The organism is Mucilaginibacter pineti, from assembly GCF_900101875.1.
Classification (GTDB): domain Bacteria; phylum Bacteroidota; class Bacteroidia; order Sphingobacteriales; family Sphingobacteriaceae; genus Mucilaginibacter; species Mucilaginibacter pineti.
The window spans coordinates 319,614-344,870 of sequence record NZ_FNAI01000007.1 but is presented as its reverse complement, the minus strand read 5'-3'; the positions used below and the strand labels follow the sequence as shown (position 1 = coordinate 344,870).

At 40.8% G+C, this 25,257-nt stretch carries 14 protein-coding genes and 2 pseudogenes; 6 read left to right on the top strand and 10 right to left on the bottom strand.

Annotated elements, in window-relative coordinates; genetic code table 11:
- Positions 1–79: 79 nt before the first annotated feature.
- The 3 genes from BLS59_RS16930 (at position 80) to BLS59_RS16920 (ending at position 4,512) form a co-directional block, all read left to right on the top strand.
- The gene (locus tag BLS59_RS16930) at positions 80–2,608 is read left to right on the top strand and encodes a DEAD/DEAH box helicase (RefSeq protein ID WP_091150729.1); all 2,529 of its coding nucleotides are present in this window, start codon (positions 80–82) and stop codon (positions 2,606–2,608) included.
- A 718-nt stretch (positions 2,609–3,326) separates the two neighbouring features.
- Positions 3,327–4,205, top strand: a complete 879-nt coding sequence (locus BLS59_RS16925; RefSeq protein WP_091150728.1) for a DUF4007 family protein — start codon at positions 3,327–3,329, stop codon at positions 4,203–4,205.
- Positions 4,195–4,512, top strand: coding sequence for a hypothetical protein (locus tag BLS59_RS16920; RefSeq protein ID WP_091150726.1), 318 nt, complete (start codon positions 4,195–4,197; stop codon positions 4,510–4,512). Before BLS59_RS16925 ends, BLS59_RS16920 begins: the two co-directional genes overlap by 11 nt.
- A gap of 113 nt (positions 4,513–4,625) precedes the next feature.
- Here BLS59_RS16920 and BLS59_RS32280 read toward each other — a convergent pair.
- From BLS59_RS32280 to BLS59_RS16880, 9 genes and pseudogenes are all read right to left on the bottom strand, one after another.
- Positions 4,626–5,126 (bottom strand): annotated as a pseudogene (locus BLS59_RS32280) (PDDEXK nuclease domain-containing protein).
- 87 nt (positions 5,127–5,213) lie between these two features.
- Positions 5,214–5,647: pseudogene (locus BLS59_RS32275) on the bottom strand (DUF1016 N-terminal domain-containing protein).
- 565 nt (positions 5,648–6,212) lie between these two features.
- Positions 6,213–7,037 (bottom strand): glycoside hydrolase family 16 protein, encoded by an 825-nt coding sequence (locus BLS59_RS16910; RefSeq protein WP_091150725.1) that lies wholly within the window; start codon positions 7,035–7,037, stop codon positions 6,213–6,215.
- A 79-nt stretch (positions 7,038–7,116) separates the two neighbouring features.
- A complete protein-coding gene (locus tag BLS59_RS16905; RefSeq protein WP_091150723.1) occupies positions 7,117–8,283 on the bottom strand; it encodes an IPT/TIG domain-containing protein in 1,167 nt (388 codons plus the stop codon).
- 18 nt (positions 8,284–8,301) lie between these two features.
- The gene (locus tag BLS59_RS16900) at positions 8,302–9,909 is read right to left on the bottom strand and encodes a RagB/SusD family nutrient uptake outer membrane protein (RefSeq protein WP_091150722.1); all 1,608 of its coding nucleotides are present in this window, start codon (positions 9,907–9,909) and stop codon (positions 8,302–8,304) included.
- Positions 9,910–9,927: 18 nt separating this feature from the next.
- Positions 9,928–13,326: a TonB-dependent receptor gene (locus BLS59_RS16895; protein ID WP_162842663.1), complete on the bottom strand. Its 3,399-nt coding sequence runs from the start codon at positions 13,324–13,326 to the stop codon at positions 9,928–9,930.
- A 202-nt stretch (positions 13,327–13,528) separates the two neighbouring features.
- Positions 13,529–14,695, bottom strand: coding sequence for a FecR family protein (locus tag BLS59_RS16890; protein WP_091150720.1), 1,167 nt, complete (start codon positions 14,693–14,695; stop codon positions 13,529–13,531).
- A gap of 101 nt (positions 14,696–14,796) precedes the next feature.
- Positions 14,797–15,399 (bottom strand): RNA polymerase sigma factor, encoded by a 603-nt coding sequence (locus BLS59_RS16885; protein ID WP_162842662.1) that lies wholly within the window; start codon positions 15,397–15,399, stop codon positions 14,797–14,799.
- 147 nt (positions 15,400–15,546) lie between these two features.
- Positions 15,547–16,449 carry a glycoside hydrolase family 16 protein gene (locus BLS59_RS16880; protein ID WP_143014144.1) on the bottom strand — a complete coding sequence of 301 codons (903 nt, stop codon included), beginning with the start codon at positions 16,447–16,449 and terminating at the stop codon, positions 15,547–15,549.
- Between the two features lie 359 nt (positions 16,450–16,808).
- Between BLS59_RS16880 and BLS59_RS16875 the strand changes: the two genes are divergently transcribed.
- The gene (locus tag BLS59_RS16875) at positions 16,809–19,385 is read left to right on the top strand and encodes a glycoside hydrolase family 31 protein (RefSeq protein ID WP_091150715.1); all 2,577 of its coding nucleotides are present in this window, start codon (positions 16,809–16,811) and stop codon (positions 19,383–19,385) included.
- 269 nt (positions 19,386–19,654) lie between these two features.
- Here the strand turns inward: BLS59_RS16875 and BLS59_RS16870 are convergent, their stop codons facing one another.
- Positions 19,655–20,263, bottom strand: coding sequence for a sigma-70 family RNA polymerase sigma factor (locus BLS59_RS16870; protein WP_091150714.1), 609 nt, complete (start codon positions 20,261–20,263; stop codon positions 19,655–19,657).
- A 158-nt stretch (positions 20,264–20,421) separates the two neighbouring features.
- Between BLS59_RS16870 and BLS59_RS16865 the strand changes: the two genes are divergently transcribed.
- Both BLS59_RS16865 and BLS59_RS16860 read left to right on the top strand, forming a co-directional pair.
- The gene (locus BLS59_RS16865; RefSeq protein WP_091150712.1) at positions 20,422–21,555 is read left to right on the top strand and encodes a FecR family protein; all 1,134 of its coding nucleotides are present in this window, start codon (positions 20,422–20,424) and stop codon (positions 21,553–21,555) included.
- 319 nt (positions 21,556–21,874) lie between these two features.
- Positions 21,875–25,249, top strand: a complete 3,375-nt coding sequence (locus BLS59_RS16860; protein ID WP_162842661.1) for a TonB-dependent receptor — start codon at positions 21,875–21,877, stop codon at positions 25,247–25,249.
- The last annotated feature ends 8 nt before the right edge of the window (positions 25,250–25,257 follow it).

Below are 25,257 nucleotides of genomic sequence, written 5' to 3'. Positions count from 1 at the left end.
GTTATGCTTTCTTAGCATTTGCTGCACTTCTATGCCAGCAAAGAGGTGGTCAATTTTGCCACGGAATAGGGTGTAACATATGCCCGGAACTTCCAACTTAATTTCGGTGTTCGATAAAAACTCAAGTTTCGACCGTCTTTTCCCCAATCAGGATTACCATTCAAAAAAGGGCTTGGGGAATCTTATTGCTTTACCCTTAAACAAAACGAGCTTAAGTGATGGCAATAGCAGTTTCATTGATCCTGAAACCTTACAGCCCTTTGATGACCAATGGGTGTTTTTAAAGACGATTAATAGGATAACGATAAGCCAACTCAATTACATCTACAAAGAACAAACCGATCACGACGAACTTTCAACCGGACTATTTCAAAAGGAACAGCCTACTGCGGAAAAGCTGACAATTGCATTAAATAATGAGATTCACATTAGCCGCATTGGCTTGCCAGTTCCACTTGTTAGTTTTCTGAAAGAAGAGCTAAACTTTGCAAACAATGAATATCAAGTAAAAAAGAACATTAATAAAAACACATTTGGTGTTAAGCGTTACTTTAAGCTATTGAATGAAACCGCTGGGTCTATTTCAATTCCCCGTGGATTTATTGGTAGATTATTACGTTTTTGTAAAGAGCAGCAAATTGATTATACACTCGAAGATCAAAGAGGGAAAGCAGAACCAATTAGTTTTAAAGGCTCTATAGCATTACGTGAGTATCAGTTACCTGCGCAACAAGCTGCCGCTAAAAAAGATTTCGGAATTATTGTCGCTCCGCCAGGTTCCGGGAAAACGGTATTGAGTTTGGCTATTATAAAAGACAAGCAGCAACCAGCCCTCATTTTAGTTCACCGCAAACAGTTGGCAGACCAATGGATGGAACGTATAGAATCATTCCTGGGGATTCCTAAGAAGGATATTGGACGTATCGGGCAAGGAAAGAACAAGCCCGGTAAACACATTACTGTAGCAATGATCCAAAGTATGGAAAAAGCTTTGGAATCTACGGAAGCCACAGAACTAATAAATGCTTTTGGTACCGTTATTATTGATGAATGCCACCATGTGCCTGCGGAAACATACCAAAGAGTTATTGGAAAATTGAACAGTTACTATATGTACGGGCTTACCGCTACACCATTTAGAAAGTATAACGATGGTAAGTTAATATTTATTCATTTGGGCGAAATTATCCATGAGGTTAAAGCACCAGATGTACAGAATCAAACAGGGACACAAGTCATCATTAGGGATACCGACCTATTTGTTCCCTTCAACACCAAAACAGATAAGTTCGAAACACTTTTTAAGATTTTAATCCATGATTCAGCAAGGAATCAACTTATTTTAAATGATGTGGTTTCACAGCTAAATACCGGTAAGAAAGCTGTTATCATCACGGAGCGGAAAGAGCACATCACTTCTCTACAACAATATTTAAAACAGCATTACGATACCATTGCATTAAGTGGCGAAGATTCTGACTTAAGTAAAAAGTCTAAATGGGCAGCCATAAATAAAGGCGACTTTCAGGTGCTGATTACAACGGGCCAGTATTTTGGTGAAGGAACTGATGTTCAAAATATAGAATGCTTGTTCTTAGTTTATCCATTCGCTTTTGAGGGTAAGCTCATTCAATATATCGGCAGAGTGCAACGATCAGAAGTATCACCTGTAATTTACGATTATCGCGATCACAAGATCAGCTACCTGGAAAGACTGTTTCAAAAGAGAAACCAGTATTATAAAAAGCTCGATCAAAGTGGCCTAACAAATCCGATAGATGAAAGTGAAATAGTAAGCGGTCAAATAAATGAGAAAATTGAAGTGCCCATCGAACAATTGGAATTTAAATTTGGCAGTATTGCTTTTAAACATCTCATAGCTGCTTTTAATAATAAAAAAGTTGAGTTTGAAATAGAGAATCTCAATGTCAGGCCAGAGTTTACCGTACTTAAACCATATTTTATCCGGTTTCTCAAAAACACAACGGTATTTGTAAACATCCGGGCCACATTCCAGCATAACAGGCTGGTATTTAAATCAGCATCCTCCAGTGATCTTGATAAAATAAACCGCGAAGTCATTGAAAGTGTAAAGTTCCGGTTCTTAAATAAAGAAATCATTAAAGGCATCCCGGCAGGTGAAGAAAATCTATTGGATGTCGGGCAAGTGCAAGGCGGCAGTGAACAATTGATTTATACAAACGAGGATGATCTGCTGGAAAACATACTGGCTCTTAAGCAGTATAAGCATCATCGTCATCTCCGTTACCTTTCCCAAAAACATGAACGATCTATATTAAAGCTCCGTTTTGTATTAGAGCCCTTTTCATTTGTGTTCTTGCTGTCGGGGAATAATCAGTACCACTTGGTTTGGGAAACTCTGGATACCGAAGAGGCTACTTATATATGGCATATTGCTAAATCAATTTATGAACTTGAAAGAAGTACAAAGCGGATAGATGGACTGCTTGGACAGATACGAACAAATGGCAGACAGCGATATCTTGAAACTAATCCTCAACAATTTAGTCGCATCGTACATGATTATACAAATGATCATAAAGGGTTTATCGTTTGGAAAGACTTGTTAGAAGAGAAATTATTTTGATACAGGTCTTTAGCATCTACAATAGCCTCAATATCACCATGAAAGTTAGAACTTTTGCCGCTCGACTCTACTTGGAAATCAGCCTGTTACGAGAGATCGTAGCAGGCTTTTTCATTTCTGTTAACGTATTGTTAACAAAATCTATAGTTGCTCTTGCTAATAGTAAAGATACAAAATGCGATTCAAAAAACCCAGTAATTACTTGATTGAATGCAAGTTGCAAACGAAAAGACTTTATTAAAATACCAATTCTTTAATTACGGCTCATAACCCGAAGGTCGTAGGTTCGAGTCCTGCTCCCGCTACCTCAGAAACAGGCAGTTACGTTAGATCGTGACTGCCTTTCTTTTTTCTGTTAACGTATTGTTAACGGTTTTTAGCTTTTCTTTTGGCTTAAATAAAGATACGGATTTTTTAGCAAAAAGGTGGCCGCAGTTGGGAATTGTGTGGCCAAAATACAGTTAGTTACTAACTCCATTTTTGACGCTTACAGTTATCGTAAAAACTCAAAATGTGCATTCCAAAAGTATTTTTTGTTGTCGAGATCATTTCTTGGTCGATGAATGTGCATAAAATAATTAGTGTATATTTCACTATATTGGATAAGTTTGTACATATTAAAAACACATCACTAAATGGGGTAAATTTCAAATTCTTTAATTTACTAAATGATGGGTAAGGGGCTTTTGCTCCTTTTTTATTTTAACGTTTATAAAAAATGAAGATCGGATTTTCAGGTCATGAAACATTTGTTTGCCGATCATTTTGGCTAAAGAAAGGTTACGACCTTATGCAGCTGCCTGGCGATAGTTCTGTCAACGAAGCTGTTGTGCGGTTGGGTGTAGGGAGGAATATGGTTACGGCGATCAATTTTTGGCTAAGAGGCTTTGATGTCTATGATCGTGATGCACAAAACACAACGCGCTTAGGTGACTTTTTATTTGGAGGAGTAGATCCGTTCTTGGAGGATACCGCGTCCTTATGGTTATTGCAATATGCGATTGTCAGCAGGGAAAAGGTATTTATTTTCCACAGTTTTTTTAATGAGTTCACCAAAGAACGCACCGAATTCACGAAAGACCATTTGATCGCATTTTTAAAAAGGAAGACAGAAGGCGAAGACATCAGGCTATTTAGTGATAAGACGTATGAGTCGGATGCGACGGTCTTCCTTCGCACCTATGTCAGATCGAATGACGGCAAAGCGGATCTGGAAGATGAAACCGCCAACCTGCTTATAGACCTAAATCTGATTACGGTATATTATAAAGAAAACACCGAGGGAAGGAACGTACAATGGTACCGGGTTGCGCGGCAGGAACAGCCGGATCTGCCGGACGAATTATTATTATTTGCGATCCTTGATCGTTTCGGAGAAACGCCACGTACCATTGGTTTCAATGACCTCTTGGAAGCACCTGGCTCACCTGGTTCCGTTTTTCGATTCAGCGAACGCGCTCTGGAGCGCCGGTTGCAGGACTTGGCTGCCGATTACCGCGAGTCTATCACTTTTAGCGAAACGGCTGGCAACCGCGTATTACAAATAACAAACACTTTAGACCGTTGGGAAATATTGGAGGGTTATTATGAACAGTAATTTTTCACCATCGGTTAATATCGCCCTGCGACCAATCGACCTTTCGGATTATTTTATAACGTCAAATGTTCAAGCGGTATTTGACGCCATTGCCTCAAATTACCGTTCCGGCATTCGTTCAATTAATTTGATCGGTGCCTATGGCACAGGAAAATCCTCTTTTTTGTCCGCATTTGAACAGCATGTTGCAGGGAACCGAGTCTTTTTCGAAAGCACGACGCTATTACCCGCCAATTTTGAGATTATCAAAATTGTAGGAGACTATGATTCTTTCATTGACAGCCTGGGCATGGTGGTTAACCCTTAAATTGATTTATTTCACGAATGCCTATTTTGGTTTGGACAAAACCGAAACCCTTTAAAAACACTCCGCTTATCTATAAATCGGTTCTGGTTGATTTCCTTACATCAGCTCGGCTTTTAGTGTGGCATGGATATTTCAAGAGTCTTAACCCCGCTTTTCAATCTTTTTTTTGACTTCTTCAATTTATTGCTGTTCGGTAGGTAAATACAATTTATACTCGCTAGCAAAAATGGTTTTGTTATCTTTCGGGAGGAAATTTTTACAACCGCATTTTTCTTTTCTGCACATAATAGAATGCCGATGGTGGGATTTTCAAAGTTTTTCTTTTCATACCGGTCATAGTAGTTTACATACATCTATAGCTGACCAATGTCCTGACGGGTGAATTTTGTGGTCTTTATTTCTATAACTACAAAGAATTGTAGAAGCCGGTTGTAGAAAACAAGGTTAATGAAAAATTCATCGCCTTCAATATGCAGCCTCTTTTTCCTTGCTACAAATGCGAACCCATTACCCATTTCTAATAGAAAATCATGCAAATGTGTAATAATAGCTTGCTCCAGATCTTTTTCATAATAAGATGCTTCGCGGTGTAAACCTAAAAACTCAAGGTACATAGGATCTTTAATTATCTCTTTAGCATCGGATGGTTGCTTTTCATTTCGAGCCACAGCCAATACGCTATCTTTGTCATTGCCCGTTAACTACCTTTCCCACAAACTGCTATGGATTTGCCGTTCTAATTGGCGCACCGTCCAATTGTTCTTTATAGTTTCCGCTATATAAAAATCGCGTGAATCTTGACTATCAAGCCGGATTACGACTTTATATTGGCTCCAGCTCAATTGCGAATACAGTGTATTCGCATTGGGAATGTGCGGTAAAACTGGCGAAATAATTCTATCTGCCGTTTCGAGAATCCACTACCGTATTTCGGCTCTAATTGATCAGCAATAAATTTAGTGAGGTAATTGCCATAATCCGCCCGGTCTTTCCCTTGTTGTTCCTCCTCGAAAATGCGTTGCCCTATTTGCCAATACATTAATGTACGCTCATGGTCAACCAACGTAATCGCCTTGTCTTTAGCATCATGAATAATGGCTTGAATATCGGCTATGACAGATTGGTTAACTAGCATTGTATGACGAATTATAGTTCAATCTAAAAATTACAAAAATAGAGGATGTATTAAAAAAAGCCGGGTACTAAACCAAGTCACGGCAAACTAAGATAGATGGACTGCTGATGCAAATCCGCACGACAAGACAGCACTGTCTCAAAACTAATCCTGAGCAATTTAGTCACATCGTAAATAATTACACAAATGATCATAAAGGCTATATCGTTTGGAAAGACTTATTAGAAGAGAAATTATTTTGATACAGGCCTTTTGCATCCATTACCGCATATATATCTTTATAACGGGTCGAAGTTTTGCCGCTCAACTCTACTTTTCAAGTAAAAAGCCTTGAAGTTCGAACTTCTCTATTGAGAATCAAGAACTTTCAAGGCTTTTTTATTTTCCTACAGGACTTATTGATTTATAAGATATAGCAGCAAGCACTGAAATACAAACACTTAACTATTCGATCCTGCTCCGGTTACCCAGTCTAAAATAACTCATTACAAACCAGATAGTTACGGATTATTTTTTAGCGACTATAAATACTCTTGTCATTCAAAAAAGTAAGCTGGTACCCTATTTATTTAACCCTGGGAATAATCTCATAAACCCGAACATAGTCTATCTCCATCTTAGCCGGGATCAGGCTTTCGTCTATTGGCGTATTCCTACCGGGAAAATCGCCTCCAACGGCAAAATTTAAAAGAATATAAAACGGCTGGCGAAACACACCTGTGTTATTTATCCCGTTTTTAATGCTGAAAACACCGATTTTGATTTTGTCGACATACCATCTTATTTCATTCTTATCCCATTCCACTGCATATAAGTGAAAGTCGCCAGGAGTGGTAGCTGCTTTGATCCCATACATTTCATGGCCGTTTTTGTCCCAATGGATTGTTCCGTATACAATACTGTCAGCATTAACATGTTCCATAATATCTATTTCCCCACATTTCGGCCACCCAACTTCGTCTATATTATTGCCAAGCATCCAGAAGGCGGGCCATAACCCTTTACCCATGGGGCATTTCAGGTAAGCTTCGATCCGTCCATTAGGTATTGCAAATTTCCCTTTGGTGTTTAACCTGGCCGAAATGTAAGGCTGCCCCTGCACACTTTCTTTTTTTGCAGTTATAACTAAAAAACCATCTTTTACGGTCGCATTTTCAGCTTTGTAAAACTGCTTTTCATGGTTTGTGCCAAGGTTTCCGGTTTCAAAGTTCCACAGTAACGGGTTAACGCCGTCGCCGTCAAATTCATCGTGCCAGATTAAGCTGTAGGTGTTGGATGAATCCTGAACAGCAGCCTGGGCATTGCTTTTGTTAATTTTAAAGGTTAAAATAACTATTGTCAATATACTGACCTGCTTTATTTTATTTATTAGGTGAGATTTATTAAGCATAAATTAAGATTAGGGGGGATCAGTTAAAAATTTAAGCCGCCTGAACAGCTGGTAAAAACCCGTTCAGGCGGCTTCGGTTTTATATGAAACCGATGTCATCAATATAAATCGTTTCGGGTGAAACTCCGCTGAGTTCCTGAACGATGATCTGCTGTACTTCAACAGGGCCAGTACCGAACTGGCTGAGCGGGATAGTAAATGTTTGCCATTTGCCTTCCGTAATACTGACGTTAACCCCGTCCGGCGGAGTGTTGGTGTTGCTTACCATATGGCCGTTCTTATCGGGCCCCACAATGGAAATACGGAGTATGTTCCCCGTTGTGCCGGGGCCGCCGTAAATTGATATTTTAATTGCAGTCATTCCGGTCAGGCTTATAGACGCTCCTCCGTTCCCTATCTGAAAGCCGGCATAACCGCCGGTGTAAGTTACGGCCACAGAATGGTTACCTCTTAATACCGGTGATGTATTGTCGAATATAGGGTGATCACCACCACCCCATCCGCCAACCCACCAGCCATTGGCAAGTACATCGTCATATACCACAAGTTTAAATCCATATGCCATAGGCGAAGTGGCTGTACCGCCAGGAGTTGTAACGGTTAAAAAGCCCTGCACATCGCCCGAAGGAACCTTGATTTGTATTTGAGTAGGGGTTGGCGTACCAACAATTTCGGCAGCTGTTGCACCGATCTTCACCGCGCTTACTCCGTTAAAGGTGGTACCGGTTATGGTAATGATATCTCCGGCCGACGCGTACAAAGGCGTGAAAGAGGTAATGACAGGTGCAGGCTGCAGGATGGTAAACGGAACACTCACGCTGCCGTATTTTGTAACTACCGTTAACGTGTTGGATACCCCCGCTCCCCAAGGCGCATCAAGTGGTATCGATACGATAATACTGTTGTCGGTAACCAGCGCGGGGTTAAAATAAGCGGATTGCCCGTTAAAATTCACTGCTGTTGTAGTGGCTAAATGCTGGCCTAAAATAGCATATAAGCCGTTTAACCCACCTGAAATTACAGTAGAATCTTGCTTTATGCTTCGGGTGGTGGTTATGGCGATGCTTGAATCAAGCGTTATACGCTGGATTACATTATTAATGACGGTATCCTTGGCAACCGTTCTTACCCGGGTAATCTGGGGAGCCGCACCGCTGTTATCCTTTTTGCATCCGCCGAAATATATAATGGCAACCATACAGCATAACAGCATGTATAGGCCTGATTGAAATCTCTTACTTTTCATTTTCTATAATGTTTAATTCTATTTAAAATTATAAGGAACCGGAGGTAACAAAAGCTTGGGGTTTTGCGCGGTTTCAATAGTTGGGTAAGGGAAAACAAAATTATCATTAGTCGGCACCTCTGTATTTTGCGCATAGTATACCGGGCTTACATTAGCGCTGTAAATTCCCCTTAATTGGTTTTTGATAATCGCTATTGCTTTAGGGTGCTGTTTATTGATTATAGCATCCCAGCCATCTAACCGGTAAAGGTCAAACCAGTAATCGCTTTCAATAGCGAATTCTATCCGCCGCTCGTGCATTAAGTTGGCTTGCGTAACCGTAGGTAAAGCGTTCAACCCGGCCCTCAGCCTCACTCTGTTGAAAGGCACAAGGGCAGCGGCGTCTGTTGTACTGGCAGCGCCCGCCAGAACAGCCTCAGCTTCGATCAGTAATACCTCAGAATACCGCATCACGTAGGTGACATTACCAGTGGAAAATTGCGCACCTATACCACCGTTATCAGCAGGAGTACCTACCACGTATTTCTTCATAGCTGCTCTTGAATCCTGTGCATTTACGTTACTTGGTACTGTATAACCGCCAGATGCCTGGGTCAGGTTAGGATAGTAATCGCCCGCCAGCATAATCGTGGCGTACCGGCGTTCGTCGCCCGGTTCGTAAGCTTTTTGCAGGTCAACCGTCGGTCCTACAACAGCATAACCATCACCCGTACCTGTAAGGACTGAACTGTAAGCAAAGGAAGCCTGAATCGAGTTGCCGCGACCAAAAGGTGCACCGCCGGCCCATTGCAGCGCTATTACTGACTCTTCATTATTATTGTTTGCAGTTTTATAAAGGTCATTATAAGTCTTTCCGTTTACATCGCCGGCTCCTGGGCCATACAGTTTGAACTCTCCGCTGTTAATTACTTTTTCCGCTTCAGTACGTGCATCGGCATACCGTTGCATGTATAGGTAAACCTTCGCCAAAAGGGCTGATGCCGAACCGCTTGAAACACGTCCCTGCGCCTGTGACGAACCGTTCCTGACCATATGTACACAATTGGCCTCGGCAAAGGTTAAATCATTAATAATGAATTTGTAAACATCGGCCACCGGATTTGTATTGAGCTGAAAATCATTGATATGATCCAGATTGTTTTCAATTATGGGTACGTTTCCCCAGACTCTTACAAGATCAAAATAAGCAAGTGCACGCATCAGGTGAGCTTCTCCCAACGCATTGTTGACCACATTTGCCGGTACATCGGCAGGTACATTTTTAAGGTTATTGATTACCGCGTTTGATTGTGCAACAACGGTAAACAGCGAGTTCCATCCGTTATCAATCAGATTATTATCCGCAGTAACTGAAAAGTTGCCGTAGTTGAATATATCACTTGAATAAGAGCGGGCATTGCCACCATACATATCGCCAATTGCCCAGCTAACCTGATTATTCCAGTTAAACCAGGGCGTACCGTATAAAGCAGTGGTGCTTGCCTGTACCTGGGTAGCAGTCTTATAAAAAGTTTCGAGGGTGAGCGAAGCTTCAGGTGGCCGGTTAAAAAAATCCTTTTTACAACTGAAGGCCGTGATGCTTAAAATAACGGTTATGAGGGTTAAATATTTATATTTTCTTTCCATGATTTGTTATTTTTTTCGTTAAAACGTGGCGTTAATACCCGCTGTAAAAGTTCTGGGTATAGGGTTCCGTCCGTTATCAATGTTGGTTTGAAATACATTTTGATTCATCGAACCAATTTCCGGATCATAGCCTTTATAAGAGGTGAAAGTATATAGGTTTTGAACGCTAACGTAAACTTTGAACTGGCTCAGTTTTGCCTTCCTGATCCATTCTATAGGAAGCCTGTAGCCCAGGTTTACATTTTGTACTCTCAGGTATGATCCGCTTTCGATAAACCTGTCTGATATTACCAGGTTGGCATTGCTTGTACCACCTTTAGGTGCCGGAATATTAGAATCAGGGTTTTGCGGCGTCCAGAAATCTGCTTTTGATGCCAATTGGTTTTGATACATAGATGATAACCCGCCTATGGTCCTGTTAAGTAAATTGAGGATCTTTGCACCATAAGATCCGTTCAGAAATAAACTCAGGTCAAATGACTTGTAGGAGAAATTATTGGTAATACCATACGTAAACTTAGGGTTTGGATTGCCTATGGCTGTCTGGTCCTTTTCGTTTATTACGCCATCTTTATGGATATCCTCATACTGCACATCACCAAGCCATGTTCCTGCCGGTGAATTGGCAACTGGTTGCCCGAACTGAAGAGGGGCGTTTCTCAACTGGTCATCTGTTTTAAATGTCCCCAATGATTTGTAACCGTAAAACTCGCCGATAGGGCCGCCGATAACCGTACGGGTAACTGGAAGATGTAGAAACCCGTTAATAACAGTACCGATTATCGGACCACTGTTATTGGCCAGCGATATTACCTTGTTGCTATAATGAGAAAAAATCAGGGTGGTTTCCCATTTAACTGTGGATGTTTGGATGTTTTTAGAGTTGATACTAAACTCAAAGCCTTTATTACTCAGTTTCCCGGCATTGATATAGGGTGGGTTTATGCCGCCCAGGTAATTTTGGTCGCCCGAAATGTAGCCCGGAAGAGGCTGCTGAAATAAAAAGTTTTTCGAGGTTTTATTATACCAGTCAAAAACAACATTAATACGGCTTTTAAACAAAGAAAAATCAATACCTGCATCGGTCTGTATAGATGTTTGCCAGGTAAGGTTCGGATTGGAGAAATTATTATAAAAAAAGCCGGTACCCAAACCTGTAGGCGTGGTAACCAATGATGTACCATACAAGTAACCGGGAATATCCTGGTTACCCACCTCTCCGTAGCCCAGGCGCAATTTTACGCTGCTGACCTGTTGAAGGTTAACCATAAACGGCTCGTCGGAAACACGCCACGATGCAGCAACTGAAGGGAAATAACCTACATTGTGCGAAGCTGCGAAGTTGGAGGACTTATCTGCACGGATGGTGGCAGTTAAGCTATACTTGCCATTATAAGTATATATTGACCGGGCAAATAGCGACTCAAGTACCCCGCTGCCTTTAAATTCACTATTCCGTGCGGTAGCGGCATCTCCCAGGTTCAAAGTATGAATATCATTGCTGTAAAATCCCTGAACGTAGGCAGATACCCCATTGTAATTAAATTCAGACAACTCGTGCCCTAATAAAGCCGTTAAGCTATGCTTGGATTTAAAGGTATGGGTATAGGTTAAGTATTCTTTCCATCCCCAATATGAATTCTGTGTAGATAATTCATTTAAAGTAGCAGTAAGGTTACTATATAACTGGCCCCAGGAATATGAGGGATTAAAAAAAACATTGTTTGTAAAGTTAAAATCTCCGTTTATTTCAGATCTTAATACAAGGTCTTTAGAAAAGTGAATGTCGCTATAGATATTCCCGTTTATTTTATTCCGGATAAGATTGTTGGTTATACTAAGTGCCTGCGCAACGGGATTTATAACCGCACCTGTTTGGTAAGAAAGGGGACCTGCAAATGAGCCGTCGGCATTTCTAACAGGCAGGTCGGGCGTGTTTAACAGTGCATTGTATATAATACCAGTATTATCACTTAACACCGTGTTTTCATTTGTACGGCTGGCATTTATTGACGTACCAATATCAAACCAGTCCCCTATTTTACCATTTACATTGGTGTGAATAGTGTAACGTTTGAAATCAGACCCGATAACCATTCCCTTCTGATCAAGATAGCCGCCTGAAATGTAATAATTTGTTGCGTCTGCACCGCCAGAAACGGATAGCTGATGGCTTTGCATAGATGCATTCCTGAAAATAGCTTTCTGCCAATTAGTACCAGGACCCAAAAGACTCGGGTCTGCAAATTGAGGGTTAGGTGTAACTCCAAACAGCGGAGCAATTGCATTATGGAGGGTTGCATATTGCTGCAGATTCATCATTTCAAGATATTTTGCAGGTTGTTGAAAACCGGCATAACCGTCATAACTGATTCTTGCCGACCCGCTTTTACCGCGTTTTGTGGTAATAATAATTACGCCGTTAGATGCCCTGCTTCCATAAATTGCCGTTGCTGATGCATCTTTTAATATATCAACAGTTGCAATGTCATTAGGGTTGATCAGAGATAAAGGGCTCACCGCTGTTTCTTCGGTGCCGGTACTTACATTGGCGCTTTGCAAAGGCGAACGCCCACTGGTGCTATAGTTGTTAGCATCGCCAGAAATGGGTACACCATCAATAACGTATAACGGTTCATTACTTCCCTGCAAAGATGTGATGCCCCTGATATGCACGGAGGTGTTACTGCCCGGTGCACCGGAATTTTGTGTAATGGTTACCCCCGACACTTTACCCTGTAGCAACTGGTCTATACTGGTTTGTGGTGTATTGGCAATATCGCTGGCTTTTATTGATGACACAGCGCCGTTGATGTCTTCACGTTTTTGCGTGCCATAGCCGATAACCACGATATCTGCAAGTGATTTTACTTGTTCAAGCAGTATAACATTTATAACCTGCTGGTTGGTAGCTACAGGTAATTCCTGACTGATGAAGCCGACGAAACTGAACTGTAAAACGGCATTTTCCGAATTGAAGGTAAGAGAATAATTACCCCGGTTATCGGTAATTGCCAATGTAGAGGTGCCTTTAAGCTTTACAGTAACGCCCGGTATGGGCTGGCCTTTATTATCAATAACTTTGCCTTTTACTGTTTGTGGCAGGTTATTGTTTACGGCAACCTGTTTTCTTTGTATAACAACTGTTTGATCATGTATTACATAAGTTAACTGCTGATTTTCGAAAACAGCTTTTAACGCATCGTTAAGAGCCGAATTTTTAAGATGAACATTAACGGGACCGGCGCCGGTAAGCATCTCATCGGTATAAAGAAAATGATAGCCGGTTTGACGCTCAATCTCTTTTATAACACTTGAAAATGGGGCGTTCTGATAGGTAGCCGTAACCTTCTGCGCGTTAGCCGCGTACGAGAACCGCAGCATTACAGTGACAAGAAGAAGTAAAGACAATCTCATAACCAGGAAAAATTTATGGGTGAACGGAGAAAGCCTACACGAGGGTAGCTCATAAAATTTCATATATTTGAAATATTAAGGTTTTTTGAATTCGTTTATATTGGTTCTCAATGATATATCAGCAGAAATCTTAACTAAACCCGGAACGTTCGCTGCGTTTCGGGTTTGCTTTTTTAGATATGCCGACTCGGGAAAGTAAAGTTTATGGCATAACGGTCACGCTCCTTCCATTTACTTTAAAGTGTACAAGCCCGGTTAATTCTAATGTTTTTAATATTTGAGCTAAGTCCGTTGATCGTGGCAGGGTGCCAACAAATCCTTCACGGGTAACCTCACCCTGATAGCTTACATCAATATCAAACCAGCGCGAAAGTTTGCGCATGATAACGTCTATACGCTCATGAGCAAAATTGAAATTTCCGTTTTTCCAGGCAATTGCCTGTTCTCCGTCGGCCGGGCTAATCAAAATCATATGATCTTTTATTGCTGCCTGCTGCCCGGGCAACAACATTTTACTGCGGCTGTCATTCGTAACTTTTACTGATCCTTCTAATAGGGTAACGCCGGTACTATTTTCGCTGGCATAGCCCATAATGTTAAAATGGGTGCCGTATACTTTTACCTCACTATTGTTAACGGTCACAATAAAGGGCATGCTTTTATTTTTAGCTACTTCAAAATAACCCTCTCCCGAAAGTTCTACCCTTCTCTCGTTTCCGGTAAATGTCACAGGATATTTTAAAGAAGACATGGCATTCAGCCATACCTTTGTTCCGTCAATTAAGGTAATTGCATATTGGCCGCCCAAAGGTGTTGCAAGTATGTTGAATGTCGGCTTTAATGATTTTGGAATTACATTCGGCTGGTAAGCTATTTCTCCATTTGCTGATTGATTAACAGGTACCTGGTTTTGAGTAGCTATAACACCTGACCGCTTACTGTTCAATGTTACGTGTGAGCCATCAGACAATGTTAAAACAGCTTTGTTGTGCTCATGTTCACTAACAGTTTTCTTTGCATATAAACCACTTTGTGCTGGTGCAGATGTCCTGTTTAAGAGATAGAAACCTATAGATGCTGAAAATAATAAAATGGCAGCAGCGGCATACCTTATCCACTTGCGTGATGTGTGCATTTGCCGCACCGGAGTGCCTGACATAATATTTTCATAGATCCTGTCCCTGTCAAGATCAGGTATTTTGTCATCGGCACCTATCGTTTCCCAAATGGGTGCTAATGTTTCCTTCAGGGATTCGTTACCACCAGCATCTTTTATCATTGTAAAAAGTTCTAATAACTCTTCACGGGTACAGCTGTTTTCAGCATACCTGGTTAACAGATCCTGTAATCTTGACTGATCAGTAGTCATATAAAAAGGGTTAAAAATTGCAAACTTACCAAGCGGCAGTTATGGTTTATAGTTGGATGACGATGGAGAATAGAAATCGTACTGCCTTAATTAATTTATTTTTATAAAACAGCTTTGAAAAGGTACAAAACAATAAGAATCCCTTTTTTGGGGTTGTTGAAAATGTATTTTTTCAGGTGCTTTAATGTTTCAGAAAGGTGGTTTTTTACAGTGCTTTTTGAAAGCTGCAATTTTTCTGATATTTCATCGTGACTAAACCCTTGTATTTTACTCAGCTCAAATATCTGTTGTTTTTGTACGGATAAGCCCCTTAATGCTTCGTTTACTATTAGTAATAAAGAGTCTGCATTCAGTTTTTCATCAACTATATTGTGCACTTCGGTCAGTTGGGTACTCAGCGTTTGTATAATGTTTGTCTCTAACGCAAGCCGGCGAAGAAAATCGATGGTTTTATTTCGGGCTATAGAAAAAAGATATGCTTCAATATTTTTAACATGACCTATTGCTGTGCGGTTTAGCCATAGTTTTAGAAAAACATCCTGCACAATTTCTTCCGTTACCGCTTCAGATTTACATATCTTGAAGGTATACTTCGCAACACGGTCGAAATTTTTTTGGTAAAGTAGTTGAAATGCAAGCTCATCACCCGCAACTATCCTTTGCAGAATGCCATTGTCACTGTCATTATAGTTGGTTGCCGGCACGTAAGAGATTGTAAGGCGATAATAATTGCTTTAGCAATTATATTATTTAAAAATTGAATAAAGAAATATCTTAAAAGCCGCAGGGTTCTTAACGCAACAAAGGCTGCCGGAACCCCGGCAACCTTATCACTTATATATTAACTAAACTTATATTGTACACTTATCCACTGTTACATAATCAATCCACATCATAGTTTTGCTGTAAAGGTTAATTGAGGCATTGTTGAAAATACCAATGTTGGCGTTTGAACCGACACATAAATCAAGGATAATATTATGCGGGCCAAAATTTTGCAGTTGGAGGTTACCGTTTGCTGAATTAGTGTAAGTAGAAACGGTAACGCCATCAAGTTGTATGGTTACTGTTACCACCCCGTTTTGGTTTTGCCAGTATTCATCATACATATGCCAGCCCGAGTTTACCGAAAAAGGCCGCTGACATGTATTACCGAGTTGATTATTGCCGCTTGAATTCCCGTAAAACAAATTACTCGCAAAATTTGCATTACCGCCAAAGGAATAACCCTCCATAATATCAATTTCGCCTTTTGTTGGCCAGGCGGTTTCCTGTACGGTCCAAAAAGCGGGCCATGCTCCGTACGTTTGGTTAAAATCCAAATAAGTGGCGCCATTCATAGCTATTAATTTTATCTGGGCGCTTACCCTGTATTTTTCATTATTGGCAGGCTTAAACGAATAATTTGATTTAACATGCCCGGATGTATAGTAGCTACCAGAACCGCCTGCGGTAAGTATCAAAACACTTCGCCAATCGTAATTTCCAATTGTTGGATTGGACCACTGATAGTTACAGATGCTGGAGTTATAATCTGCCCGGTTTGTGCGTGTCCATCTGTCAAAACTTGACGCGTCGTCAAAATTTTCAGTGAACTGCCTGACCCATGGACCATCTGCAAACGTCGTTTTTTTTTCAGGTACAGAAACGGGACTGCTGGCCGCCTCCTGAGTTTCGGATTTTTTGCAAGACAATATTAAGGTCACGACGACGAAAATAGCCAGCAAAACCGGAGTTGTTTTCTTTGTACTCATATGGTGTAGACTTAAATTGGTTTATAATTAAGCTGTCAGATATGTTCCTTGACTCGAGGCTTTGCCTGGAATTGAATTCGCATTTCCGTAACAGTTGTGCTGTTTTATCAGAGAAAACAACAATGGTTTTATTACATGACGACGTAACAGGCAAAACGTACTGCCTGTTCATTAAATATTATCCGGCGTATTTTGCTCGCTGCCATCGGCTTTCCTGAAAATAAACAGTGTAAAAACAGGAACATCGCTATAACTAAAAATATCAGCTGCAAAATCATGGCAACTAAAATTTATTTATTAAAAAAGTGTGTGAATATCCGTCCAAATAGTTGTCTGTAGGTATACACCAGTTATAACATATGAATAGATACATTACATTTTCAGTCATTTTTGCCTTCTTAATTAATTATTCTATAGTAAAGGCACAGGATTCCCCGTTGGCAAACCAAAATGCCATTGTCAAAAGCGGAAATAATATCCGCTTCACCGTTTTGACACCTCAGACTGTTCGCATGGAATGGGACAGCACTGGCGCATTCAATAATTATAATTCATTCGTGGTAGTTAACCGTAACCTGCCCGTACCTTATTTTACAAAGGCTGTTGTTGATGGCTGGCTGGTCATCAAAACCAAGGCGATAGAAATTAGCTATAAGGAAAATTCAGGCAGGTTTGGCCCGTCTAATTTGTCGGTAAAGTATGTGAAGAACACGCAGCACGCATTTACCTGGGTACCGGGTAAAGTTCAAAAGGAAAATTTGATGGGCACTGCCAGAACATTAGATAATATGGATGGCGACTCGGATGTGTACGGAAAAAAGCACCTGGAACTCGAAAACGGTTTATTATCTAAAGACGGATGGTATTTCCTGGACGATTCGAAGTCGTTTTTGTTTGATAAAAGCGATTGGCCCTGGGTAATGGAGCGCCCAAAGCACGATAACCAGGATTGGTATTTTATGGGCTACGGTCATGATTATAAATCAGCACTGTATGATTTTACGCTCATTGCCGGAAAAGTGCCTATGCCCCCCCGCTATGCCTTTGGGTATTGGTGGTCGCGCTATTGGAGATATTCTGATAATGAATTGCGGGGATTAGTCAGCAATTTCAACCGGTATAATTTACCGTTAGACGTATTGGTGATTGATATGGACTGGCACAAAAACCTGAATAAAGACGGCTGGACAGGCTGGACATTTGATGATGCCCTGTTTACAGCCCCGGCACCATTTTTAAAATGGACCGCGGATGAAGGCCTCAAAGTAACTATGAACTTACACCCTGCTTCAGGTATCGACCCCGCAGAGCCATCCTATAAAACGTTTGCCACAAATATAAATTTTGATACGGCCGGTCACCGAACAATTCCTTATGTAGGATCAGACAAAAAGTTTATGCAAAACTTATTTAACGTGGTGCTTCATCCACTGGAAAAACAAGGCGTGGGCTTTTGGTGGTTAGACTGGCAGCAATGGCAAAATGATAAGGTGATACAGGGATTAAACAATACCTGGTGGATAAATTACATGTTTTTTTCTGACATGGAGCGTAATTCTCTCTCGCGACCTATGCTTTATCACCGTTGGGGAGGTTTAGGCAACCATCGTTACCAGACCGGTTTTTCGGGTGATACATTTATTACATGGAAATCATTAGAATACCAGCCTTACTTTACCAACACGGCCTCAAATGTACTTTATGATTACTGGAGCCATGATATCGGTGGGCATCAGGCCATGCACGGCCAGGGACTTGACCCGGAATTGTACACCCGGTGGACGCAATACGGTGCGTTGAGCCCGATATTCCGCACCCACTCCAGCAAAAACCCGCAGCTAAATAAAGAACCATGGAATTTTAAAGGGACCTATTTTGAAGCGCTTAGCAATGCCATTAATTTACGTTACCAGCTGGCTCCTTATATTTATACCATGGCCCGCAAAACATATGACACAGGCCTGGCACTTTGCAGGCCAATGTATGACGAATACCCAGACGCCAAGGAAGCATATGATTTTTCACGGGAGTACCAGTTCGGTGATAATATGCTGGTTGTGCCCATCGGTGCCCCGATGGTTGATGGATATTCTACAGTGAAGGTATGGTTGCCCGCCGGAAACGAATGGTACGAATGGAATACAGGTACATTATTAAAGGGTGGCCAGGTAACAAATCGTCAGTTTTCGTTATTAGAGTATCCCATTTATATTAAGGGCGGCTCTATTATCCCGATGTATAACGATGTCAAAAACCTAAAAAAGAATCCCCATCAGTTGGTTATCGGTGTATTCCCCGGCGGCAATGGTTCATCGGCTAAAATCTATGAAGACGCCGGCGATAGCAAAGATTACAGTAAGCATTACACATTCACTGAAGTTAGATCTGTAATTAAAGACAGATCATTAAAAGTAACTGTTTTGCCAAGAACAGGCAGCTATGAAGGCATGGCTGCAACCAAGGATTACCAGGTAAAACTTTATGGCTCAGAAATGCCGGTATCGGTTTTTGTGAACGGCAAGCCTATAACTTATACCATAAAGCCAACTGGTTTAAACTGGGGATATGATGGCAGCCAGCTATGTGCTATAATTAATATTCCGGCAGTGAAATGTATTGGTAAAACCGAAGTAATGGTAAACTACAGTAAGTCCGAATATGCAGATATCAACAATGGCCTGATCGAAAAAATGAAAAACCTTTCTGCCGCTACTGTAGGGTTGAAATACAGAAATGCTGATCTGCTTATTCCATCAGCTATTGGCAGCGCCGAAGAATTAAATGCAGCCTTAGCATATTATCCCGCCAGGTTCTACCAACTGATCAAAGCGTTTAATAAGAATTATGATGATATACCTTTGAATTCTAAAAAAATGAACTTAACCGAATCTGATAAGGCATGGTACCTAAAATCACTGGGGTTTAAACAAAATTAATTAGCAAACTATTTTAGAAGCTGTCTAAATTTGATTTAAACTATTTGAGTATGCTATAAAATTCATTATTCCGTTGACTAAAGTCAACGGAATAATGAGTAAAAAACCAGGGCTTTAGCCCAAATGTCGCTTGGATAATTGGGCTAAAGCCCGTAATAATGCCTTTTATTACCGTTCACTAAAGTCAACGGCAATGAATAACTTTCGTTTTTAGAAAGCTTCTAAGAAAACCAGCAAGAACGGTCCAATCATCTGATTGGACCGTTCTGTTATGGACGATACTTTGTATATTGAAAAATCAGTTTTACAACAAAAACTATAGTGGTATAATGCTTAAAATATGGCTTTAGATATTTTAATGCAAATGAGATTTGATTTTCGACAGTCCTTTTTGAGATGGATAACTTAAGGGCAATTTCTGTATTAGTTAAGTTGTTTACCCTGCTTAAAAGAAAGATTTCCTTGCACCTTGCAGGTAACTTCCCTAATAATAGCCCCAGGTCATTGTTTAATTCAACCGCCTGGAAATTATTCTCGGCATCATTGTAAACAGCACTTAAATTAGCAAGCCTTTCATAATCCTCAACATAGGTTAATCGTGATGTGTTATTAGCTTTTATAAAATTATAAACGCGGTAACGCGCGGCCGCGGTCAGATAGTTTTTAAAAGTAATAATGTTCAGGGATCCTCTTTTTTCCCATATATTAACAAATATATCATTCACGATCCCCATGCAGGCCTCGGTATCATGTAAATAAAAAAAGGTCTTTTTATAAACCGCCGCCCAATGCCGCTCATACAACGAGTTAAAAGCTTTTTTATCATCGAGCTTAACTGCAGCAAATAATTCGTCGTCTGTTGGTAAAGAATTGGTCATTTAAATCGATCTTAAATGTAAAATTTAATTACACAATTAGCAATAATTTTTATTGTTCGTGGCTCACTAATCAGATGTCAGATCATAGCAAATATTTTTTTTTTAAAGTATGTGAGTATTTGTTTAATTAGTTGTCTACATATATACCAGTTATATCCATGACCTACAAGGAACTTAAAAAATTGCACGAACGTTGTACTTCGGGAAAGGCTACCCCCGAGGAGCAAAAATTATTTGAAGAATATCGGGACAGCTTCGACTTGTCAGATATTCCCTGGCTACCTGTTTTTGGTGATGAGGAAATAATAGAAAACAAGCTCAGGGATGATCTTCATAAGAGATTAGATAAGGCCAAAATAAAAAGGATCAGACCATTTTACTGGTCGGCCGCCGCCGCGTGCATATTGATCTTTCTGGGGGGATTGCTGTACACGCTGAAAAACAATACGCGCCATGATCTTGCAAACAGCATAAAGCCCGGCAGCAATAAGGCTATTCTTACCCTGGCTAACGGGCGAAACATTGCGCTTGATGATTCAAAAAACGGAACATTGCTAACTCAAAATAATGTATCTGTGGATAAGAATAAAAACGGCTTTGTTACTTATAGACGAGAGGCTTCAGTAAAACCCCATTCTACTGAGATATTTAATGTGATGACTACACCGCGCGGAGGAAAGTATGAATTGGTATTAGCAGACGGAACAAAAGTTTGGTTAAACGCGGCTACATCATTAAAGTTTCCAGTTGATTTTACCGGGAAAGAACGGGTTGTAAATTTAACCGGCGAAGCCTATTTTGAAGTTGCCCATAATGCCGCAAAACCGTTTAAGGTGATAAGTAACGGGCAGGTTGTACAAGTTTTAGGAACTCATTTCAATGTTAATGCCTATCAGGACGAAGATGCCGTTAAAACTACCCTGCTCGAAGGGTTGGTGAAGGTATATAGCAAGGCCAATCCGTTATCCCCCGATAAAAGCATTATAACCATTAAGCCGAATGAACAAGCGGTTTTTAAAAATGATCAGTTTTCTAAAACACCTGTTGACGGCAATGATTTCATTGCCTGGCAGCGTGGTTCCATCTTATTCAAAAAGGCGGATCTTAAACAAATTATGCGGCAAATTGCCAGGTGGTACGATGTAGAGGTAGTTTATCAGGGTCAGGTTACAGATGATACCTACAGCGGTGAAATTGCCAGGAATTCTGATATCAGCGAAGTGATAAGAATCCTGAAACTAAATGATATAAATTTAAAAGTAGATGGGAGAAAGGTTATCGTTTCTCCATGATAAGCGTTCTGGCCACATAAACCCCAATATTTATTACCTATAAAAAAAACAACCAATTTTTAACCAAAATCCTAAATGAATATGAAGAAAAAAGAATACTTATAAAAAGACAAACACATTTTGATTCAATAAAAAATGCCGGAGGTGCGCTAACACAACCGGCAATGTCTGCTTGCGCAGAAGTTCCTGGATCAAGATTTCAGAAAACCTACAAGTTCACCTATTATCAAACCAAAAACATAACTAAACTATGAAAATTTATTTACGTAGTGTAAAAATCTATGAATATCTGTTTCTATATCGAAGATCATTTTTGCTAATGAAACTTATCATTTTATTAACGATAGTTTTTACTATTCAGGTTAAGGCGGAGGTATTTGCCCAGAAAATAACCTTGTCAGAAAACGACGCATCACTCGAAAAACTATTTAAGGAAATCCAAAAGCAAAGCGGATATACCTTTTTTTATAAAAATAAATTCCTCACGAACAGCCATCCGGTATCTATTAACGTGAAAGATGCGAACCTTAAAGATGTTCTTGATCTGTGTTTAAAAGGTCAGTCGCTTTCATATAATTTTGCTGATAAAACCATTGTTATTAAGAGGCTTACCGCTCCCCCACCAACACCGGAGTCTGTTATAAATGAGCAAGCCTCGGCAATAAATATTGATGTTAAAGGTGTAGTAGTAGATGAAACCGGGAAACCCTTGCCCGGAGCTTCGGTAAAAGTTAAAGGAACAGGCCTGGGCGTTGTAACCAACGACAACGGTGAATTCACCCTGAAAAACATACCGGATAATACTAAACTGATCATTTCCTTCGTGGGATATATAACTCAGGAGATTTCGGCAGAAAAAGACCTGGGTAATATTCAGTTAGCTCCATCAGCGTCATTACAGGAAATTGTAGTGGTAGGTTATGGAACCCAAAAGAAGGAGCGCGTTACAGGAGCAATAGCAGCTATCGGCACCAAAGAGCTACAGCAAAGCCCGGTTGCCAATTTGAATAATGCTTTGGCAGGCCGCTTACCCGGCTTGCTAACCGTTCAAAATAGTGGGGAGCCGGGCGCCGATGGGGCAAGTTTGAACATCAGGGGCTTTGGTACTACAAACAATTCGAACCCATTGATCCTGGTAGATGGGATACAAAGAGATTTTAGCGGTTTAGACGCCAACGAAGTTGAAAACATAAGTATTTTAAAAGACGCTGCATCCACCGCTATTTATGGGATCCAGGGCGCTAACGGGGTTATATTGGTAACCACTAAAAGAGGAAAAGCCGGCGCATCGCGTATATCCGCCACTGCGCAAAATGGCTGGCAATCGCCTACCTCGCTGCCGCAATATGTTGACTCCTATACCGGCCGGAAGCTTTATAAAGAAGGCTTGATAAATGATGGTCTTTTTGCAGATACCAGTGCATACTCGGATGTTTTAATCAATAAATATCGCGACAGGACACATCCTGCCTATCAGTATCTGTACCCTAACGTAGATTGGACAAAAACCATATTAAAACCATTTTCCTACTTATCGCAGGGAAATTTAAATGTTTCTGGCGGTACCGATAAGGCAAAGTATTTTATTTCCCTATCCTACCTTCAGCAAAATGGCTTATATAATTACGAAAATACAGTAAGCCAATACGATATACAGGCCTTAACCCACAAGTATAATTTTCGCTCGAATATAGACCTAAACCTTACTAAAAATCTGTCAATGGAATTGAGCCTGGGCGCAATAGTTTACGACCGGAATTATCCCGGTGTTAGCGCATCCCAGATTTTTAATGACATGAAACAAACGCCGGCCTGGTATTATCCGGTAACTAATCCGGATGGCACACCAGGCGGCGTGCCGAATACCAATCAGTCGCCCTATGTTGATCTGACCCAATCAGGCTACTACAGGGGGTTCGAAACTGAACTTCAGTCTACCGCAGGCTTCAAATGGGACCTGGGCTGGGTAACCAAGGGACTAAGCACCCGTGTAAGATTGTCTTTTGATAACGACAATTACCGAAACGTAAACAGGGGTTTATCCAATACCACTTATCAATACTTACTGAACCCCGGTGTAGACGATACCGTGGAAGATTTAGCTGCAAACGGGCATTATGTTACCGTAAACAACGGCAATGGCACATTAAGCTACGATGTAAATGCAAACGGCTCACGCCGTACTGTACTGGAAGCCTATATTAACTACGACAGGGATTTTGGAAAAAACTCCATTAAAGCCATGGCAATTTATAACCAATCGAGCTTTTTTGATGCCGTTGGCGGCGGGGTAGGAAATGCCATAAATGGGTTACCCTATAAATATCAGGGATATTTAGGACGTGCAGCTTATGCTTATGATGACCGGTACCTTGCTGAATTTAATTTCGGTTATAACGGATCGGAGAACTTTGCGCCTGGTCACCGGTTCGGGTTCTTCCCCGCTATTTCTGCAGGCTGGATAGCATCTAACGAAAGTTTTATAAAGGATAACCCATCGCTTAGTTTTATAGATCAACTTAAACTGAGGGGTTCTTATGGTATTGTTGGTAATGATAAAATAGGATCAAGCAGGTTCCTGTATCTAAGTACCTGGGTACAAGGCAGTGGTTATACTTTTGGTTTAAATAATAATGGCAATGGTTATGGTGGATACCTGGAAGGCCAGGCCGGCAACACGCTTTTAACCTGGGAGAAGGCCCGGAAATTAAACATTGGGCTTGATCTGAGTTTATGGAGAGGAGTAATCTCCCTGACTGCGGATGTGTTTAAAGAACGCCGCACCAATATACTCGCGACGTCGCAGTTGATCCCGGCCTTTATCGGTCTACCACAAATACCCACTGTAAATGCGGGAATTACGCAAAATCAAGGCTATGAAATTTCTCTTACACACAGGAAGGAAATCAGCAAAAACCAGGGTTATAGCATCACCATTAATTATGCCTATGCACATAACAAAATATTGTTTTATGCACAACCAGACTACCCGGGGCGCGAATGGCAAGCACTTAAAGGCACAAGCATTAATGAAATATACGGATATACAGCTTTGGGCTTATTTAAAAGCCAGGCAGATATAGACAATAGTCCATCTCAGTCAAGCCTCGGCGTTACCAAGCCGGGGGACATAAAATATAAGGATCTGAACAATGATGGTCTTATCAACAGCCTCGATGCCGGGTATTTGCCAGGTAAGGTAGCCAATCCTACTTCGCAATTTGGTGTTGCATTAGGCTATCATTATAGCAATTTCGATATCAGTGTGCTGTTCCAGGGCGGTCTTGGAGGATCTACATTACTTTCAGGACCAGGCATTTATCCCTTCTCCAGATTTGCCAGTGCACTGGTACAGGCAGCCAATGATCATTGGGTGGCATCAAACCCGGATGGTAATTACATGTTTCCGCGTATCTCATCTGCAGATAATGTGAACAACCAGCAAGCTTCCACCTTCTGGATCTACTCGTCCAACTATATCCGTTTAAAAACGGTTGAACTTGGCTATACCCTGCCTAAGAAATGGATGAAACAAATAGGCATTGATAACGCACGCTTTTTTGTAAATGGTATTAACCTGTTAACCTATAGCAAACTCAAAGACTTCAACTTTGATCCTGAAATAGGGAACAACGGCACGGGGACTTACCCGCAGCAAAAGGTAATCAATGCCGGTTTAAGGTTTACATTTTAACATAACAG